Genomic DNA, 18,993 nt, shown 5'->3' with positions numbered 1-18,993 from the left:
ACCTATGAAACTGATAAATAACGAAACTCTCGGAATAGTTGGTCTTGGTTTAATGGGTAGCAGTATTGCGGCAGCATTATTATTAAATGGACAAAAAGTTGTTGCTGTTTCGCCAATAGTCTCTGAGATAGACAAATCGGCACCGAATCGTATCCGACATTCCTTGGAGGAGTGTTATGCTCAAGGTCTTACTGTTGAAAAACCTGATGAACTATTAGCAAATATCACTTTTACATCGGATTATAGCCTTTTAAAAAAATGTTGGTTAGTAATGGAATGTGTTTTTGAAAACTTGGCAATAAAACAAGATGTATTTAAAAAAATAGAGTCTTGTGTATCCGATGAGGTTATCATTACTTCAAACACTTCAGCAATGCCCATAAGTATGTTGCAAAATCATTTTAAAGTTCCAGAACGTTTTTTTGGAATGCATTGGGCTGAACCTTCTTATACATCACCTTTTTTAGAGATTGTATGTGGTGAAAAAAGTCCAATTGAAATTGGAGAACAGCTACATACTATTGCAAAAGAATGGGGTAAGGAACCCACTCTTGTACGGAAAGATATACGGGGTTTTATTACTAATAGAATTATGTATGCCATGTATCGTGAAGCTTTTCATTTAGTAGAAAACGGTTATGCAACCGTTGAAGATGTTGATCGTGCATGTAAAAATGACGGTGGTCATTGGATGGCTTTTTGTGGTCTTTTTCGTTATATGGATTTAACGGGATTACAAGCTTACCATGCGGTTATGAAGGATTTGTTTCCAGAATTAAGTAATCAAAAAACTGTACCCAAGCTTATAGATGACATTGCAAAAGCAGATGGAAATGGCGTTTTTAATGGTAAAGGATTTTATGATTATACGCCAGAAGAAGCAAAAAAATGGGAAGAAACATTTGAAAAATTCTCATTTGATATTCATCGATTAACCTCAAGTTATAACGAGACTATAGCTAATATATCCTCAACAAAAATTACAGAATGAAAGATTCTTCAAGCGTGCCTTTTATTATAGATGCCCATTTAGATTTGGCTACTAATGCCATGACCATGAACCGTGATTTAACTAAATCGGTACAAGAAATTAGGGATAAGGAAAGTGAATTAGGATGGAAAGATTATCAAGATCGCGGTAATGGAACGGTTTCTCTTCCTGAACTGCGTGAAGGAAATCTTGGACTGGTTTTAGCTACAATGATTTCGCGGTATTCTGAAAATGGTAGTCCGTTACATACTATGGCTCTTCCTGGTTGGCATTCGCCTCAACAAGCATTCGCTCATGCGCAATGTCAATTGGCATGGTATCACGAAATGGAAGCATTGGGAGAAATGGTACAAATAACAACCAAAGAAGGATTAGCATCTCATTTTACAATGTGGACGGAAAGTACTGATGGTCTTCAAAAAAAACCTGTAGGCTATATTCTAGCACTAGAAGGGGCTGATTCAATAGTTAATTTAGATTATTTACATACTTTTCATGAGCAGGGGCTTCGTTCTATTGGTATTTCTCATTTCGGTCCTGGAAGATATGCAGCAGGAACGCATTCTGATGGTAGCGGTCTTACGGCTATTGGAAAGGAATTATTGAAAGAAATGAATCAGTTGCCTATGCAGTTAGATTTGACCCATCTTACTGATAAAGGTTTTTTTGAAGCCTTGGATATTTTTCAAGGTACAGTAATTGCAAGTCATCAAAATTGTAGAAGTATCGTTCCCGGAGAACGTCAATTCTCAGATGATCAGATAAAATGTATTATAGAAAGGGATGGTATGCTCGGTGGTGCGTTGGACACTTGGATGCTTTATCCTGATTTCAAATTAGGTAAAGACAACCCTAAAGAATGCAACATACATATGGAACTTTTGGTTGACCATTTTGATCATATCTGTCAGATGGCTGGTAATAGTAATCATATTGGATTTGGTAGTGATTTAGATGGGCTTTTTGGGCTTGAACAAACACCATATGATATTAATACAATAGCAGATTTACAGAAATTCGATGCTATTCTAGGAAAACGAGGATACACTAAAAAAGATAGAGATAATATCTTTTTTGGAAATTGGTTACGAACTTTAAATCGCATACTATCATGAAAATAAACTTATGTAAAAATTATATTAGTTATTGCGGAACAGTATTTTTAATATTAGCGCTCGCCTTAATATTTCAGTCTTGTAAAAAAAATGAAACTGTGAATGATCAAGAGAGTTCCGGACTCAAAATAGGATATGCCGAAGTGAATTACACACCAAGAATTGGTCTCGATTTAGTTGGTAATTATCGTGGAGATGACTATGCATCACGTGGTATTCATGATTCTTTATACGGTAAGGCAATGGTTGCACAGGGTAGTAATGGAATAAAAACAGCAATCTTATCTGTTGATATTTGCAATATACCTGTGGCGTCTATTGATATGATGCGAGAGTATGTTCAATCAGTTTCTGATATAAAAGCTGAAGATATTTTTATTCATGCTACCCATACTCATAGCGGCCCAAAATCTCATATAGAAGCTCCTGAAGCAAAAGATTATTTGCAGAAAGCAGCGAGTGCAATTGTTGAGGCAAATAAGAATCTAGAACCAGCTGAACTATTGGTTGGACGTGCTCAAGAAGATAGAGTTTCACATAATAGAAGATTAAAAGCTACTGATGGGACTACACATATGGTTTGGGAAAAATTTGAACCTGGCTTTATAGAGAAATCTTTAGGTGGAAAAGATCCCGAATTGATTACGGTAAGTGTACAACAAAGCGGAAAAATAACGGGAACAATGGTGAATTTTGGTTGTCACCCCACTACACTAACAGGAAATAATTGGTTGTATACTGCAGATTATCCTGGATATTTAACCGAGTCAGTTCAGAAAGTAAAGGGCGAAGATTTTGGTGTACTATTTTTAAACGCTCCTTCTGGAAACGTAACTCAAGTTGACCATAAAGTTGGTTTTTTGGACACTTTTCAAGAGTGTCAACGGATAGGATATCTTTTAGGCGTAGCGGCATTAGAGGCTATGAATAAATCGGAACCTGCATCAGGTTCAGGTGTGGTAGAAATTTCGAGAGAAGAAGTTTCAATCAAAAAAATGACTATAACTGATGAACAGTTTCAATGGGCAAATACAGTATTAAAAAGAGTAGAAAAAGAGGGTATGCCAGCTTTACAACCAGACGGAATACCTGAGGAATTATATGCAAAGTGGTGGGCTGATATGCACAAGGTGCAAAATGAAGTTGATTTGTTGGAAGTTATGGTCGTGCAGATAGGAGATGTTGCAATTGTAGGCCTGCCCGGTGAAATTTTCAATGAATTTGGAGTGTATATAAAAGCAAATTCACCCTTTAAAAATACTTTAGTAGTCGGTCTTACTAATGGAGATTATAATTATTTTCCAACTGAAATTTCTTTTACTCAAGGTCCAAAAGGATTTAAACCTATGATTACGGGCTATGAAACAACACCTGGAACGACCACATATGACATTGGTGCTGGAGAAAAATTGGCTGAATCTGCTGTTAAACAACTGAATTCATTATTCGATAAATAATACGAGATTGTTTTAAATTAGCTATGTATTACATAACAAACTAATTTATTCAGTTACAGTAACCGGTTGTGTCCAAGCCATTTCATATAATAATTCTTCAATCGGATTATCTTGAAGTTTTGTGGAAGTTATTTTGCACCGAACAAACAAGATATCATCAGTTAATTTGAAGCTTGCTGAAGTTCCTTCAACGGTTTTGAATTCTACAGGATTTGTATTTTCTTTCTTACTACCTAGGAAAGTAATTTTATAGAATATTCCTGGTTCGTCCAAAACACTAACAGAATAGGTTCCATTTTTTACTTCTATAGCATCTAAATTCACACCAGTTGTGGCATAAAAATCTCCATTTTCCAAGGAATTTATCAACGCATTGGCAGATAAAGTATCGGCTTGTACCATAACCCAACCTCGGCCAGCATTACTCCATTTTGTTCCTTTTTGATGATAACTGTGCGAATCGTCAGTAGCGAGACCATACATTAGAGGTTTGTTGCTTTCTAAATAAGATATATTGATTAAATCCCACATTTCTTCAGTTGATACATTGACTGAATCACCCATATTGTGCACCATTGGATGTCCATTGTAAACTTCAAAAAAACGTTCACCTTTGAGCTGAATCATATCATTAAGACTTACACTATAGAAAAAATTTGGATGATTAACATGAGGCATAATTGGCACTCCTGTTTTTTCTCTTTGTTCAAGAACTTGATTAATATTATTTTGTAAAACATTCAGAACACTTGTTCCTCCTATTGGATCAATTAGGTTTTGGATGTTTGTCGCATTCATATGAATGTGTTTGTCCTCAAATTTATCGGTAATTTCTTCTGATTTAATCACTAAAAACTCGCCGGTTTCTTCAGTTAGGTTTCGATACTCATCGTATGTCTTTAATTTAACTTTAGTCCTATTCGAATCAATCTTATAGTCTACCCATTCTTCCCCATATTTTTTTAAATAGTTTTTAAAGGCAGTTTGGTACATGGAATCGTTTTTAATAGTAATCCATTTTTCTCCATTTGCAATTGTATTGTGATCAGAAAGTGCCATAAAATTATAGTCTCTTTCCTTATACCAGTCTAAGATTACCTCAGGAAATTCATCACCATCACTCCAATACGAATGGGTATGTAGATTGCCTTTATACCACTTTTTTGAACTTGATTGTTCAGTTTTCGAATTTTGATCTTTACAACTAAATACCACGATGAATAAAAAGAGCATTAAAATTTGTACGGACTTCATAACCTTTAAGTTTTTTAGTTTGTTTTAGTGTCTTTAGATCTTAAAAAATATCCAACTATTGCTGCTGTAAATACTCCCATAGCTAATGCGCCGAATGCGCTTTGTAACATATAACTTTTAAGGTTAAAATAGCCAACGGCATTTTCAGGGGTCATCCGATTGTTTTCAACAACATATGCAATAACATTTTTAAAATAATCGGGAGTTATGTATGTATTAATGATGTATTGATTAATTGGACTTAATAAGGCAATAACAACACTTAATACAATGCCTGAAACAAAACCTTCTTTCCATGTCATTTTGTTTTTAAAAAAGTGTTCTTTTTTATCTTTTATGGCGAAGAAATAAACTATTATAGCTATTATGCCGAACAAATTTGTATAGATGGCATGCTTGTCAATTAACTCATCATGTAGTCCTATTGATTTTTCAACGAACATCCATATTAATAATATGAAAGAGTATCTAACAGCCCATTTAATTTCAATTTTATAGTTGATCATTACTACTTTTTAAATTTTGACAAGGCTGTTTTAGTAAATTCTGATATGGCAAGTCGCCCAGTAATTGATGCTCTCTCTGAAAGCAAAGTGCTCCAGTGGTCCGTATTTTTCCATAGAATTTTACGCCATTCAGCCAAAGCTTCAGTATTGTACGAGGCTAATTTTTGAGTAAAAAAGTACATCTCATCATCTAATTCGTTAGTTGTTTCAAAAACCTTCGAATACAGTCCTTTTTCTTGAGCCCAATACGCATTTTTCCATGCTGTTGGTGCCAATGACATTTCTGAAATTGCAGCGACTCCTATTTTTCGTTCAACGGCAGGCTCAATAACTAATGGAGCTATACCAATTGTGAGTTCAGATAAACGAATCGGAGCATTTACAGTTGCAAATACATAATCACAAGCTGCTGCCAAACCAACGCCACCTCCAACCGTTTTTCCATGAACTCTACCAACAATTACTTTATTACAACTTCGCATTGCGTTAATAACATTTGCAAAGCCAGAGAAAAATATGTGCCCTTCTTCAATAGTTGAAACAGCCAATAATTCATCGAAAGATGCACCACCGCAAAAGGCACGTTCTCCTTCAGATTTTAAAACGATTATTGAAATGGAAGTGTTGGAAGCTAACTTATTAAATTCATCAGTTAAACGATCTAGCATTTCGGCAACAAATGAATTACTGGCAGGGTGACCAAATTCTATTGTGGCTATGTTTTTATCAATTTTGGTATAAATACTTCCATTCGGTCGGTTTGTTGCCATGTAGCTGTGTTTTTCTCAAAATTAGTGGTTTTGTAGCAATGGCATAAATTTTCTTCTAAATTTAACCACTAATGAAATGCCGCGAATTGACATCCAAACAACAAAAGACAGCCAAATTCCGGTTAGCCCCCAGTTCATTGATTTTCCTAAATAAAGCATTGGAACAAAACCTAAGAACGTTGCTGATAATAACACATTTCTTAAATATTTCATTTCACCTAACCCTTTAAATAGTCCGTCAAAAACAAAGGCCAATGTATTCAGAGGTAATGATATAATAACGATGAAAAAAATGCTGTAAAATGTGTTTAGAACAATAGTGTCATTAGAAAAAAGAGCTCCAATAGGTCTATAAAAAGCAAAGGCTATAATTACTAAAACTATACTAACTAAAAAGCCATATCCCATAATCTTTTTAGCTAAGAGCCATAGTCCATTGTAATTTTTAGCACCAAGTAGGCGACCGCCCATAATATTACCTGCAGCTCCAAAACCATCAATAAAAAAGGCAGAAAATAGCCAAATATTTATGGCTATTGTATGAGCACCAATATAACGATCGCCTAAGGCGGTCGCTTCACGGACGGCTAAAATTAATGCAGTATTTAATGCAATTGCGCGAACAAATAAATTCAAACTCATTATTACTAACCTTCCTAACTCATGGTGTAGTGGTAGTTTTAATTTTAGACTAATATCCGTTTTGGTAACTAAAAGTACAAATGCCATTATCGCCATAATTCCTTGCGAAATTAAACTAGCCCATGCTGCGCCTTGGAGATACATTGGTTCTAATAAACCTTCAATACCATAAACGAAAATTAAATCTAGAGCAACATTTAAGAGGGCGCCAACAATTGCGATTAACATTGGCCAATAGGTATTTTGTAGCCCCCTAAAAATACCCATTACAGCAAAAACAAAAAGCGTTAAAGGAAATCCCCATACACGAATGGCGTAATATGAAACGCAATATTTGAGTATTTTCCCCGAAGCATTTAAAAACATGAAAATTTCTTCTATAATAAAAATGGTTGATAGTAAAATAAGGATGCTCAACCCAATATTCAAGTATATTGCCTGGGCAGGTAGGGTTTTAACTTTATGTAGTTTACCAGCTCCTAAATATTGAGAAATAATTGCAGAAATAGCACTTCGCGTTTGACCTAAAACCCATATTAGCATCGATAAAAAAGACCCTACGATGCCTGCAGCTGCAAGAGATTCTAGTCCATCAACAGGAATGTTACCTACGATAGCTGTGTCGGTAATGGAGAGCAGAGGCTCAGCTATACCAGCTATTGTAGCCGGTATTGCCAATTTATTAATACTCTTAAAATTTATTGTTTGTGCCAAATAAGTCTTATATCAAAAGTTCATAACAATGAAAAGGATCTTTGCTTTGTTTCGGAAAAAATATATCATCTAATCTTTGATATCCTCTAGATTCGTAGAATTTTTGATTTCGTTTGTTTTGACTAAAAGTATCTAGTCTAATAGAACTATAATCTTCTTCTTTGGCATATTTTTCAGCAAATGACATAAGCATTTGCGCATAACCTTTGCCTTGAAAATCTGGATGTATCGCAAGCCTGTGTATATATAAATTATTGTCGTTTTTGGAGCGCCATTTTACATTTTTATATTCTTCATCCATTAAAGAAGACAAAACTATCGTTCCAATTATTATCTTTTCAACTAATAATATATAAAGTTCTTTACGATTAATATCGTTTTCAAAATGCCTACGCGATGGGTAGTCTACATTCCATTGATAGATTCTTTTTTCTATCATATGAATGGCACAAGCCTTTGTAATGTGAAGAATGTCGGGAATATCCGATATCTTTGCATGTCTAATCATTCTTTAATGACCAATTTAATTGTAAATTTAAATTATTAATCAATATTATACTTCCCATGAAAAATATTCTTGTACCAATTGGTACTAGTTCCAATAAAGGACACACGTTACAATATGCGGTAGATTTTGCTAGAGCATTTTCGGCAGACATTTTTGTTATGGATGTTTTTACTGTCTCCGCAAAAGCTGGAAGCTTGGCCAATATTAGTGAGAAAGTAGCGCAAAGTAGTAAAGATCGTTTGAAAGAAGTTATTGATAAAGTTGATGCTAATGGAGTTTCAATAAAAATAGCAACCTATAATGGGGAAATTACCGATGGATTAAAAGAAATTGATCGCGAATTGGGTATTGATTTAATTATCCTAGCTCCTAGAAGTAATGATATAAAGGAAGAAGTTTACTTAGGAAAGACTACAGGAAGCATTATTAAAAAGACAAATATACCAGCACTTATAGTTCCTAAAGGAACAGAATTTAAACCTTACAATACGGCATTAACAGCTTTTAAATCAGGAATATTAAAGAGAAAACGCATTTTAGATCCGTTGGTTACTATTCAGCAAAAATTCAATACCACTATTAATTTATTAATGGTGAAAACTCCGGGTTATACGGAAGACGATTTAAAAGTGAATACTGCTTTAATGGATTTATGTTCGAAACTTACGGTGACTGAAAACCCTACTACTTATTTAGGAGTTTTGGAGCACTTTCAATCTCATAAACCTGAATTGTTGGTTGTATTTAGAAGAAAAAGAGGTTTCTTTAAAAAATTATGGGAGAAAAGTACCATATTAAAAGCTGAGTTCTTTGCTCCAATTCCGGTATTGGTTTTGCGTGTAAAGAAAGATTAAGAAACAGTAAGTGCACTATTATGTATTTTGATTACATATTAAAATACATTTCCTTTGTGCTTGTAATTTGGGGGATTAGCTCAGCTGGCTAGAGCGCTTGCCTGGCAGGCAAGAGGTCACCGGTTCGACTCCGGTATTCTCCACCAAGTATGATAGGGCTTCAAGAGTTTTTAGCTTTTGAAGCTTTTTTTATTCAAATTTTCTTTATAAAAATTTGCATTAATAAATTGATAAAAATGAAATGTTATCAATTTATTAATGCAATTATACATTGCTTTAACTTTTAAAATTAAATTGACTAGAATTGTAAAAACGAATTTTCTTTATAAGGGTAACTGTTTTGTGAATCTTATACAAAATAGAATTTTGGTTTAATATATTTTGTGAGCATTTTAAAGTTGGTCTTATTTACTATTTATAAAGCTTCTTTTTGATAATCCAATCGATTTGAATTAAATTCAAATCTTATATATTCAATTGGAAGCAATAATAGTCAACCAATGGACAAAATCGAGCTAAAACAAATTACAAAATTTCTTTCTCAGGTTTCTTTTTTTTCGGAAGTATCCGATGCATCCCTTAGGCATCTTTGCCAGGATTTAAATGCGGAAACATTTTATAAAGGAGATTCCATCTTCGAAAAGGATGAGGCAGGTAATGCCATGTACATAATTCTTGAGGGAAGAGTGAAAATTCATGAACATCGACATGTTTATGGGTTTTTGGGCAAAGGGGAATGTTTTGGTGAATATGCCTTAATCGATAATCAGCCGAGATCCGCGTCGGTAACAGCAGAAGAAGAAACTTCGGTCTTAAAAATTGAACGCCCACATTTTATCGATTTGATGTCCAATGATAATGCTTTTGCGAAAGGAATTCTATCAGTTCTGATCAAACGTCACCGAGAGGTTGATGACATTCAAAGAAGTTTGGCAGCTTCAAAAAAACAAATCGAGTTGGCGAATGCCAAAATGAGCGGTCTTATCAATGGTGCCATGGATGCCATTATTATGTTTGATTCAAAGTATAGAATTATTTTGACGAATCCATCCGCAAATAGATTATTGCAAAACGATGATGTGATACAACGCAATGTTTTATTTTTCTTTGATGAAGTAAGTGCCGCTTTAATCGAGTCGTTGGTAAAATCGAGTTTGAACAATCATTCAAATACACTCAATAAGTTCTTGCCCAATAGTGTCAAGGTAATTGGCAGTAATGATAAGGAAACCCTTAATGAGGGAACCATAAGTAAGTACGGAAGTGACCAAGAAACCTTCTATACGCTCATTCTCAGAGATATTGAAGCACGTTTGTTAGCCGAAGATCAGATAAATTTTTTAACCAATCAAACCCGATACCTACAAGAAGAAATTAAAGAACTTACCCGTAATTACGGGATTTTGGCAGAAGATAAAGGCATGATTAATGTGCTAAATCTTATTGAACAGGTGGCCCATACCGACGCTACCGTTTTAATTAATGGTGAAACGGGAACGGGAAAAGAACTCGTAGCCAGGGCCATTCATCAGGCAAGTCCAAGAAATGATAAACCTTTGATACGGATTAATTGTGGTGCGATTCCGACCAATTTAATAGAAAGTGAACTCTTCGGACATGAGAAAGGTGCCTTTACCGGAGCAACGGCTAGTAGGAAAGGACGTTTTCTTTTGGCTGAAAAGGGCACAATCTTTTTAGATGAGATTGCCGAACTTCCTTTGGATTTACAGCCTAAATTACTTCGGGTAATTCAAGAAGGAGAGTTTGACCCCGTAGGCAGTTCTGAAACTATAAAGGTTGATGTTAGAATCATTGCGGCTACCCACAGAGATCTTTTGGATTATGCAGGGAAAGGAAAGTTTCGTGAGGATCTATACTATCGCCTAAACGTATTTCCGATTGAGATACCGGCTTTAAAGGACAGGGGAACAGATGTCTGCCTTATCGCACAAGAAATGATCCAACAATTTGCTGCCAAACTCAACAAGACCGTAGTTGAGCTGTCGGAATCGGACAAGAACCTCCTATTGTCCTATCATTGGCCGGGTAATGTGCGAGAACTTCAAAATTTGGTGGAACGTGCGATAATTGTGTCACAAAATGGAAATATTGATTGGCAGGCCATTATACCCTCTTCAACAGAGAATATTCCATTGAATGCGCAAAGCACTTCAGAAAATATCTTGACTTCAGACCAGCTGACTAAATTGGAAAAAGAAAATATTCTTCGCGCTTTAAAAAAGACCCATTGGAAAATATCGGGAAAAAACGGAGCCGCAGCTTTATTGAAACTACGACCTACCACGCTTTCATCAAAAATGAGAGCACTTGATATAGTGCGTCCCATCTGATTTTACGAAATCTCGTAAATAAACTAACGATATTCCGTTAATTAACGGAATATCGTTAGTTTATTATCATACACTAACTGTTATAAGTAATTGTTAATCAGCTGTTTAAATGTTTTGGCACGGCAAATGCATTAAACCTAGCAGCAATAATGCTAATAATTTAAATCTTATTAAAAATGATTACAACAGCAAACATTAAAAACGGAGTAAACGTAGACCAATTAGTAGAAACTATTGGAGCAGTTCAAGAAAATCCTGAATTGGCAAAATTCGAATTTAGATCAAAAAACAACTGGATCGAAGGGGGACATTGTGTTTCAAGTATCAAGAGCTTTTATGGAGTTGGAGCCGAGGACACATCTCGACAGGAGATTTTCACAATGGAGTGTGACCATCCTAACGTTTTATTAGGAAAGGATGAAGCCGCTACGCCACCAGAGGTTGTACTTCACGCTTTAGGCTCTTGCCTAACAGGGGCTATGGTCTATCATGCCGCGGCCAACGGAATCGAAATAGAAGGTGCCGAATCTTCTTTAAAAGGCGGAGTTGACTTGCACGGTTTTCTCGGATTGGATGCCGAGGTACGAAAAGGTTTCGACGGTATTAAAGTAAGAATCAAAGTGAAATCCAATTCTTCTGTCGAGCAATTGGAGAATTTGGCGAAATTCTCTCCGGTATTCGATATGATTACCAATCCTACACCAGTTTCAATTGAAATTGTAAAGTAGTACCAATAAAAGGCCGCTCCTTCAAAATTGAATCGGGGCGGTCTTTTATTTTTTTCATTCAAGTACTTTCTCATCAACACAAAATGGACACCAAAAAATTCATCGTCACAAATGCCAATAGGGCAACAGCTCAGATAGCCTATAAAACCAACGAATTCTGCGCCATATATCCTATTACACCATCTTCGGAAATGTCTGAACTAGTGGCGGACTGGAGTACAGAACAAAAACAAAATATTTATGGTGGCGTGCCAACGGTTTTTGAAATGCAGAGCGAGGCCGGTGTTGCCGGAGCTCTACATGGTGCTTTACAAACGGGTTCATTGGCAACGACATTTACAGCGTCTCAGGGGCTTTTATTGATGATGCCCAATATGTACAAAATAGCTGGTGAATTGACTCCCAATGTCATTCATGTGGCCACAAGATCTGTCGCAACACATGCCCTATCGATTTTCGGAGACCATAGCGATATTATGGCGGTCAGAAATACGGGCTATGCCTTTTTAGGGGCGGCATCAGTACAAGAGGCAATGGATTTCGCTTTGATTTCCCAAGCAGCTTCTTTAGAATCTAGAATTCCCTTTGTTCATTTTTTCGATGGATTCAGAACATCACATGAAACATCTAAAATTGAAGTGGTTTCCGATTATGTGATGAATTCTATGATGAACACCCGTGTAATTCAAGCCCATCGCAATAGGGCTTTGAATCCGAATAGCCCGGTAATACGAGGGACGGCACAAGGGGCCGATGTTTTTTTTCAAAGTCGGGAAGCCGTTAATTTCTATTACAACGCTTGTCCTCATATTGTACAGCAACAGATGGATAAGTTTGCCAACTTAACCGGAAGACAATACCGGCTTTTTGATTATGTGGGCCATCCCGAAGCGGAGCAAGTAATCATATCAATGGCATCAAGTACCGAGACCATTGAAGAAACTATTCAGCATTTAAATTTTGAAGGAGCAAAGATCGGACTCATTAAAGTACGATTGTTTAGACCCTTTAGTACAGATCATCTTTTAAAAATGTTGCCACAATCTTGCAAAGCGATTGCTGTTCTAGACAGAACAAAAGAGCCTGGGGCTACTGGTGAACCTTTATATCTTGATATCGTACAATCGCTAATGTCGGTAAGGGATACCTACGCTACATTTCCAAAAATCGTTGGTGGCCGCTATGGGCTTTCTTCAAAGGAATTTACTCCAAATATGGTCAAGGCCATCATCGAGAACCTCGAACAGGAGCATCCCAAGAATAATTTTTCAATAGGGATTACCGATGATATCACCAATCTCAGCTTATCCTATTCGGATGATCTTCACATTCAAAATCAGAATTATCAGGTCCTTTTTTACGAAACCAAATCCAAAAGTTCTGTTTCAAGTTTTCAAAACGCTTTACATCTTCTGGCTGTAGGAGACCAATGCGTGCAAGGTTATACGGAAATCGATTATAAAAAATCGGGTTCCAGAAGTATTTCCAATCTGAGAATAAGTTCGCATCCCATAAAAGCACCTCATTTGATTGAAAATGCAGATTTTATTGGTTGTGATTCCGTAGAATTTCTTGAAAGGGACAACGTACTGGACCGTATCAAACCTAACGGAACGCTATTAGTTCATACAACATTGAATAACAATGATTTTCGACAATCACTTTCGACCAAGGTTCAACAGCGGATTTATAGTAATAAGATTTTCCTTTATACCGTAAACTTGAATTCTATTTCGATGAACTATGTAGTGGAAGAGTTTATGGTCAATGGTTTGCAAAGCTGTTTCTTAGCTTTAAACAAAGATTTTAGTGTTGATGAAACCCTTGATCTTCTCAAGGAATCTATTTTCAAAGTAGAAATTTTCGAAAGTAATATTTCAAACGGTAGCAAATCTGATGATGATTTTACCAATTCGTTTTTAGGAAAATTGCTAGCTGGAAAGGGCAATGAGCTTCCTGTAAGTGCATTCCCCGTCGATGGTACCTATGTAACCGACACCTCAAAATTCACTAGGGATAGAACAGCAGACACTTTACCCAAATGGGATTTAGATGCCTGTACACAATGTGGTGCTTGTAGCATGGCTTGTCCGCAAGGAGCCATTCGTATCAAGGTTTATGATGATTCTTATTTGAGCAAGGTACCTTCAAATCTAAAAGCAACGAAAGCTATAGAGCCAGAATGGGAAATCGATTTGTTGAACTATACCCTTCAAATAAACCCTAATCAATGTAAAAGTTGTAACATCTGTATCGATGCATGTTCGGTAAAGGCTTTGAAAATGGTCGATGCGGCATCACAGTGTCAAATTGAAAAAAATAACTGGGATTATTTTGAAACCATTCCTGAAATGGATAGATCTAAAATTGATGTTGCCAAAGTTAGTCAGCAACAATTGCAAAAGCCTTTGTTTAAATATTCAGTTAGTGTTGATGGTTGTGGCGAAGCTCCCTATCTAAAATTGATGTCTCAACTATTCGGTGATAGAATGCTAGTGGCAAATGCAACGGGAGCCACTTCGATTTTCGGGGGTGCTCTACCAACGACGCCGTGGTCTAGAAATAAACAGGGTAGGGGACCAGCTTGGGCAAATTCCCTTTTTGAGGATAATGCCGAGTTTGGTTTGGGGTTTCGATTGTCACTTGACCAACAGGAGCAACAGGCGAAAGGCCTTATTAAAAAGCTGGATGATCAAATTGATTCTGATTTGGTTTATGAAATAATGAATGCGGAGCAGCAAACAGAACCACAAATTACCGAACAACAAAAAAGAATAAAAAGATTAAAGGTCCACCTAGCCACCATCGCTTCGCCTGATGCGCAAAGATTAATTATGGTCGCTGACAGTTTGGTGAAGCGGAGCGTATGGATTGTTGGAGGCGATGGTTGGGCCTACGATATTGGATATGGGGGATTGGACCACGTTCTGGCTTCAGGAAAAAATGTCAATATCTTGGTTTTGGACAATGAAGTATATTCCAATACCGGAGCTCAAATGTCGAAAGCAACTCCTTTGGGAGCAATTGCAAAATTTGCAGCAAAAGGAAAGCAAAGCCAAAAGAAAGATTTAGGCCTACTGGCCATGTGTTACGATGATGTGTACGTTGCTACGGTCGCTATGGGCGCAGATCAAGAACAAACCTTAAAAACCTTTTTGGAGGCAGAAAGTTATGACGGTCCATCCCTTATTATTGCCTATTGTCATAGTCCTGCCCATGGCATTGATATGAAGCAACCGAAACAGTATCATAAAGCTGCGGTGGCCTCCGGGCAGTGGTTGTTGTACCGAAACGACCCAAGAAGAGCAAATAATGGAGAAAATACGTTACAACTAGATTGCCCTGAACCTACAATTGCAATCGAAGAATATTTACAATTGGAAAGACGTTTTGAGAAAGTCTTTAAGACCGAAACACAACATTTTGACGAAATAAACCAACTGCAAAAACAAGTAAACAAGCGATATCAGAAATATTTGGCGATGACATTACCGGCAAACATTCTTGTCTGAAGGTTCATTTTTCGTGCATGGTGTTCACGAATTCTAAGTCTTTTGGCGTTCCTGAAATTGTATATTCCGCAGATTTTGTCACAAAATATTTGGCTACTGAATCGTTGGGGTTCTTACTCAACACCTTGTCGAAGGCTGCAGAAGCTCTCGGGAATTCTTTGGCAAAGAAGAAATCCAATCCTTTTTTAAAATCTTTTAGTGTTTTTGTTTTGAGTTCAACTGATTTTATTTCATCGGCATCAAAACACTCATAAATACCGATTACTTTATGCCTTCCTTTTACCTGTACTTTCCCCAAATAGCGTAATCGAAAAGATTTCTTGTTCGCCACGGTACTCAGGCTATCTTCACTAATGATGATTTTTGCGCCAAAATGTTTGGTCACACCTTCCATTCTAGAAGCGGTATTTACTGTATCAGAAATTATCGCGGGGTCATTTCTATTACTATCGCCAATGATACCCATCACCAAAGGCCCTGTGTGAAGACCGATACCAATGGATATTGGCTCGTTTCCTTCAGAAATTCTTTGGCTGTTATAATCTTGAACTGCTTTTTGCATTTCAATTGCCGATTTTAGGGCATGCTCCGCTTTATTCGGAAAAAGCGCCATGATCGCGTCGCCTAAATATTGATTGACGAAACCTCTATTATTTTGAATCAATGGTCCCATTTTACCAACAAATGAGTTGACGAATTTAAAGGTTTGTTTCGGTGTCATGCTCTCGGCTAAGTGGGTGTAGCCTCTTATATCGCTGAAAAGTACCGTAACTTCTTTTTCAACATGATCACCTAAAACTATATCTGTAATAGTTTCCCTTCCTATAGACTTTATAAATTGGGTCGGAACGAATTTATTTGTAGCTTTATGGATGCCATTAAGGTTCAAATGCATCTTTATTCTACTTAACAACTCATTTTTCGAAAAAGGTTTGGTCAAGTAATCGTTGGCACCAACGGTAAATCCGGCAACCAAATCGCTTACCCTATTTTTGGCGGTCAATAACACGATGGGAAGTTCACTGGCCATTTGATTTTCCCTAATTTTTTCACACACCTCATAACCTGATAAACCAGGCATCATGACATCTAAAAGAATTAAATCAAATGCAGCACCATTGTCTAAAAGTTCCAATGCCTCTTGTCCATTTTTTGCTTCTGAAATTGCGTAACCGGCTACGGACAAATGATTTTCAAGAACTCTTCTATTTATATGTTCGTCATCAACAATAAGTATTTTGCCCACTTGAGTTACAGTTTGCTTTGTAGTTTTTTCATTGTACTGTTCCTCTATATCAAGCTGGACTTGTGATATATTTTCGAAGGATGGTTTACTTTGTGCGGAGAAATCTTCCCGTTTTTTATTACTGAGGGGAAGCGTAAAATTAAAAGTGGATCCCTTACCCACTACGGAATGCACCTCAATAGTGCCTCCATGCAGTTGTACCAGTTGTTTTGACACCGAAAGTCCCAATCCTGTTCCTCCATATTCTCGGGCAGTAGCGCCATCAATCTGCTCAAAAGATTCAAAAATAGATTCAAATTTTTCTTCGGGAATGCCAATTCCAGTGTCTGATATAGAAATTGAAAGTTGATCATCTTTTTCAATGGCGTTGATTTCAACTTGCCCCTTTTTAGTAAACTTAATTGCATTTCCGATGAGATTGTGCAGAATCTGTTGTAGCCTGTTTTCATCAGCCTCGGCCAGAGGAATGTTCTTCGGAATAGCGTTTATCAGCTTCAAATTCTTGTCTTGTATTAATGGTCGAGACAGTTTCAAAACAATATCAGTGACGGCATGAACATCTACTGGTTTAAGGTCCAATTCTAAATCGCTATTCTTTAGTTTAGAAAAATCGAGAATGTCATTGACCAAATGGGAAAGGCGTTTACCGCTATTCGCAATCATGTCAAGATTTTCAAAGGCCTTAGGTGTTAATTTTCCTGCTGCCCCGTCTTTTAGCGATTCTGAAAGCCCGATGATACCGTTAAGGGGAGTCCGAAGTTCGTGGGAGGTATTTGCCAGAAACTCATCTTTTAGCTTATCTATCTTTTCAAGTTCAGCGACACGTTGTTTTTCGATTTGGGTCTTTTGTCTTTCATCATCGATTAAGCGTTGCTTTTTTTCTGTTTCTTTTCTCTCTCTTTGTTTTCTTTTATATCGATTAAAAAGAATATATGTGAACAATAAAATTAGAATAGAAATACCTATGATTACGTTCCTAATCGTATTTTGTCTTTCTAAAAGAAGATCTTTAATTTCTGCATCTTTTTGTAGAGTCGCAATGGCCGCTTGCTTCTTTTCAGTATCGAACTTAACCTGTAATTCTTGAAGTTGTTTGGATTTGGCCTCGTCGAATAAACTATCTTTTACTGAAATGTACTTATCCTTTAGAAATAATGCGTTTTTGTAATCACCGAGTTCAGCATATACTAGAGACATTTTTTCATAAGCATTTTGTGCTGCAGACTTAGCTCCTATATTTTCTGAAAGTTGTATAGCCGTTTCTAAATGAAATTTTGCTTTTCGGTAGTCCTTGAGCATTAAATAATCATTGCCAACATGGGTGTGGCATTCAGCTAGTTCCCTTTTTTGTTGAAGTTTTTCACGAATTTTTAGGGCTTTTAAATGTACTTGTAAAGCTTTGTTAAAGTTTAGTTGTAAATTATGTACTTCTCCAATCGATTCGTAATCATAGGCCGTTCCCCATAGGCTACCGATTTCTTTGTCTACTGCAAGTGCTTTATTATAAAAATTTAGAGCTTGGTTATAGTTTTTTTTTCTTTGATGAACACCTCCAATATTGAAATAAGCATTCGCAATATCGCCTTTGGCATTTAAATCTTTAAATGATTCAAGTGCTTCGGAGTAATTGAGCATCGCCTCTTCTAACTTATTATTCTTCTTCAATAAGTCACCCAAAGCATTTTGTATGGTTGCGATACTGTATGTGTCTTTTAGTTCTTCATAAATTTTTAAAATGTTGTAATATATTTCAGAGCTTTTGTCATATTCACCTTTATCGTCATAAATAAGGGCGTTTTGATATAAACCATTAGCTATATCTCTTTTATTGCCTTGGCTTTCGTGATAGTTAAGATATTTGGTTAAATATGATAAGGCCAAATCGTAATTTCCTTTTTGCCGTTCTAAAACACCATATTGATAATTAGAGGTTGCAATTTTATTTTGATTATAATTCTTTATGCTATAAGAATATAAACTATCAATATACTTTTTAGCCAATTTAGGATTGGATCTACTATTTAAATATTCCCACGATAAGTTTCCTAAAATTTGAATTTTTAGGCTATCAGAATCAACATTTTTTAGAGCTTGCTGAAGGCTGTCAATTTTGGTGGTTTGGGCAAAGGCAGAAAAATATAGTGCCGAAGCAAGTATAAATAAAAACCTTTTCATCTCGTTTGGTGGTTATTAATCAGCTTATTACATTAAATTTAATATTTATACTTGAAACTGCAAAAAGCAGGATTTGTATATAATTAGCTATTTGAAATTTCTTTTAAATGAAAGCTTTATTTTATCTAACATTCACACTGATTCTTTACGTCAAATAAAAGATTGTATTG

Annotated in this window: 13 protein-coding genes and 1 tRNA gene; 8 read left to right on the top strand and 6 right to left on the bottom strand. The window is 36.2% G+C overall.

From position 1 onward, the window contains the following. Positions 1 to 4 precede the first annotated feature (4 nt). Genes ABJF52_RS16740 through ABJF52_RS16730 form a run of 3 tightly spaced genes read left to right on the top strand, consistent with a single transcriptional unit; the run spans position 5 to position 3,563 of the window. A complete protein-coding gene (locus ABJF52_RS16740) occupies positions 5 to 991 on the top strand; it encodes a 3-hydroxyacyl-CoA dehydrogenase family protein (protein WP_348152888.1) in 987 nt (328 codons plus the stop codon). After that, positions 988 to 2,106, top strand: coding sequence for a membrane dipeptidase (locus tag ABJF52_RS16735; RefSeq protein WP_348152885.1), 1,119 nt, complete (start codon positions 988 to 990; stop codon positions 2,104 to 2,106). Before ABJF52_RS16740 ends, ABJF52_RS16735 begins: the two co-directional genes overlap by 4 nt. Beyond that, positions 2,103 to 3,563, top strand: a complete 1,461-nt coding sequence (locus ABJF52_RS16730) for a neutral/alkaline non-lysosomal ceramidase N-terminal domain-containing protein (RefSeq protein ID WP_348152882.1) — start codon at positions 2,103 to 2,105, stop codon at positions 3,561 to 3,563. The genes ABJF52_RS16735 and ABJF52_RS16730 overlap by 4 nt, the downstream gene beginning before the upstream one ends. Positions 3,564 to 3,608: 45 nt before the next feature. Here ABJF52_RS16730 and ABJF52_RS16725 read toward each other — a convergent pair whose 3' ends face one another. Genes ABJF52_RS16725 through ABJF52_RS16705 form a run of 5 tightly spaced genes read right to left on the bottom strand, consistent with a single transcriptional unit; the run spans position 3,609 to position 7,957 of the window. Continuing rightward, complete coding sequence (locus ABJF52_RS16725) at positions 3,609 to 4,817, bottom strand: histidinol-phosphatase (RefSeq protein ID WP_348152880.1); 1,209 nt, start codon at positions 4,815 to 4,817, stop codon at positions 3,609 to 3,611. 14 nt (positions 4,818 to 4,831) lie between these two features. Further along, positions 4,832 to 5,323 carry a DUF4199 domain-containing protein gene (locus ABJF52_RS16720; protein WP_348152878.1) on the bottom strand — a complete coding sequence of 164 codons (492 nt, stop codon included), beginning with the start codon at positions 5,321 to 5,323 and terminating at the stop codon, positions 4,832 to 4,834. A gap of 2 nt (positions 5,324 to 5,325) precedes the next feature. Continuing rightward, on the bottom strand, positions 5,326 to 6,093 hold the full coding sequence (locus ABJF52_RS16715) for an enoyl-CoA hydratase/isomerase family protein (RefSeq protein ID WP_348152875.1): 768 nt from the start codon (positions 6,091 to 6,093) through the stop codon (positions 5,326 to 5,328). Positions 6,094 to 6,114: 21 nt separating this feature from the next. Next, positions 6,115 to 7,449: an MATE family efflux transporter gene (locus ABJF52_RS16710; protein ID WP_348152872.1), complete on the bottom strand. Its 1,335-nt coding sequence runs from the start codon at positions 7,447 to 7,449 to the stop codon at positions 6,115 to 6,117. A gap of 7 nt (positions 7,450 to 7,456) precedes the next feature. After that, positions 7,457 to 7,957 carry a GNAT family N-acetyltransferase gene (locus ABJF52_RS16705; protein ID WP_348152869.1) on the bottom strand — a complete coding sequence of 167 codons (501 nt, stop codon included), beginning with the start codon at positions 7,955 to 7,957 and terminating at the stop codon, positions 7,457 to 7,459. 56 nt (positions 7,958 to 8,013) lie between these two features. On the opposite strand from ABJF52_RS16705, the gene ABJF52_RS16700 reads away from it, so the two are divergent. The 5 genes from ABJF52_RS16700 (at position 8,014) to ABJF52_RS16680 (ending at position 15,402) form a co-directional block, all read left to right on the top strand. Continuing rightward, positions 8,014 to 8,811 carry a universal stress protein gene (locus tag ABJF52_RS16700; RefSeq protein WP_348152866.1) on the top strand — a complete coding sequence of 266 codons (798 nt, stop codon included), beginning with the start codon at positions 8,014 to 8,016 and terminating at the stop codon, positions 8,809 to 8,811. A 69-nt stretch (positions 8,812 to 8,880) separates the two neighbouring features. Continuing rightward, positions 8,881 to 8,957, top strand: a tRNA-Ala gene (locus ABJF52_RS16695). Positions 8,958 to 9,311: 354 nt separating this feature from the next. Next, positions 9,312 to 11,162: a sigma 54-interacting transcriptional regulator gene (locus tag ABJF52_RS16690; protein WP_348152863.1), complete on the top strand. Its 1,851-nt coding sequence runs from the start codon at positions 9,312 to 9,314 to the stop codon at positions 11,160 to 11,162. A 176-nt stretch (positions 11,163 to 11,338) separates the two neighbouring features. Then, a complete protein-coding gene (locus ABJF52_RS16685) occupies positions 11,339 to 11,890 on the top strand; it encodes an OsmC family protein (protein ID WP_348152860.1) in 552 nt (183 codons plus the stop codon). 83 nt (positions 11,891 to 11,973) lie between these two features. Then, entirely contained in the window at positions 11,974 to 15,402 is a 3,429-nt protein-coding gene (locus ABJF52_RS16680; protein WP_348152858.1) for a 4Fe-4S binding protein, read from the top strand. A 4-nt stretch (positions 15,403 to 15,406) separates the two neighbouring features. Here the strand turns inward: ABJF52_RS16680 and ABJF52_RS16675 are convergent, their stop codons facing one another. Beyond that, positions 15,407 to 18,823 carry an ATP-binding protein gene (locus ABJF52_RS16675; RefSeq protein ID WP_348152855.1) on the bottom strand — a complete coding sequence of 1,139 codons (3,417 nt, stop codon included), beginning with the start codon at positions 18,821 to 18,823 and terminating at the stop codon, positions 15,407 to 15,409. Positions 18,824 to 18,993: the final 170 nt, after the last annotated feature.

It is taken from the genome of Aurantibacter sp., assembly GCF_039941195.1.
In the GTDB taxonomy this organism is placed as follows: domain Bacteria; phylum Bacteroidota; class Bacteroidia; order Flavobacteriales; family Flavobacteriaceae; genus Aurantibacter_A.
Note: the sequence above shows the minus strand (reverse complement) of the source record. Positions and strands in the feature narration are given on the sequence as shown.

Bases quoted from the DNA above. Each gene is read 5' to 3' on its own strand.
- ABJF52_RS16700 (WP_348152866.1), top strand. From the start codon at position 8,014: ATGAAAAATATTCTTGTACCAATTGGTACTAGTTCCAATAAAGGACAC.
- ABJF52_RS16735 (WP_348152885.1), top strand. From the start codon at position 988: ATGAAAGATTCTTCAAGCGTGCCTTTTATTATAGATGCCCATTTAGAT.
- ABJF52_RS16680 (WP_348152858.1), top strand. From the start codon at position 11,974: ATGGACACCAAAAAATTCATCGTCACAAATGCCAATAGGGCAACAGCT.
- ABJF52_RS16725 (WP_348152880.1), bottom strand. From the start codon at position 4,817: ATGAAGTCCGTACAAATTTTAATGCTCTTTTTATTCATCGTGGTATTT.
- ABJF52_RS16685 (WP_348152860.1), top strand. From the start codon at position 11,339: ATGATTACAACAGCAAACATTAAAAACGGAGTAAACGTAGACCAATTA.
- ABJF52_RS16705 (WP_348152869.1), bottom strand. From the start codon at position 7,957: ATGATTAGACATGCAAAGATATCGGATATTCCCGACATTCTTCACATT.
- ABJF52_RS16690 (WP_348152863.1), top strand. From the start codon at position 9,312: ATGGACAAAATCGAGCTAAAACAAATTACAAAATTTCTTTCTCAGGTT.
- ABJF52_RS16730 (WP_348152882.1), top strand. From the start codon at position 2,103: ATGAAAATAAACTTATGTAAAAATTATATTAGTTATTGCGGAACAGTA.
- ABJF52_RS16740 (WP_348152888.1), top strand. From the start codon at position 5: ATGAAACTGATAAATAACGAAACTCTCGGAATAGTTGGTCTTGGTTTA.
- ABJF52_RS16715 (WP_348152875.1), bottom strand. From the start codon at position 6,093: ATGGCAACAAACCGACCGAATGGAAGTATTTATACCAAAATTGATAAA.
- ABJF52_RS16675 (WP_348152855.1), bottom strand. From the start codon at position 18,823: ATGAAAAGGTTTTTATTTATACTTGCTTCGGCACTATATTTTTCTGCC.
- ABJF52_RS16720 (WP_348152878.1), bottom strand. From the start codon at position 5,323: ATGATCAACTATAAAATTGAAATTAAATGGGCTGTTAGATACTCTTTC.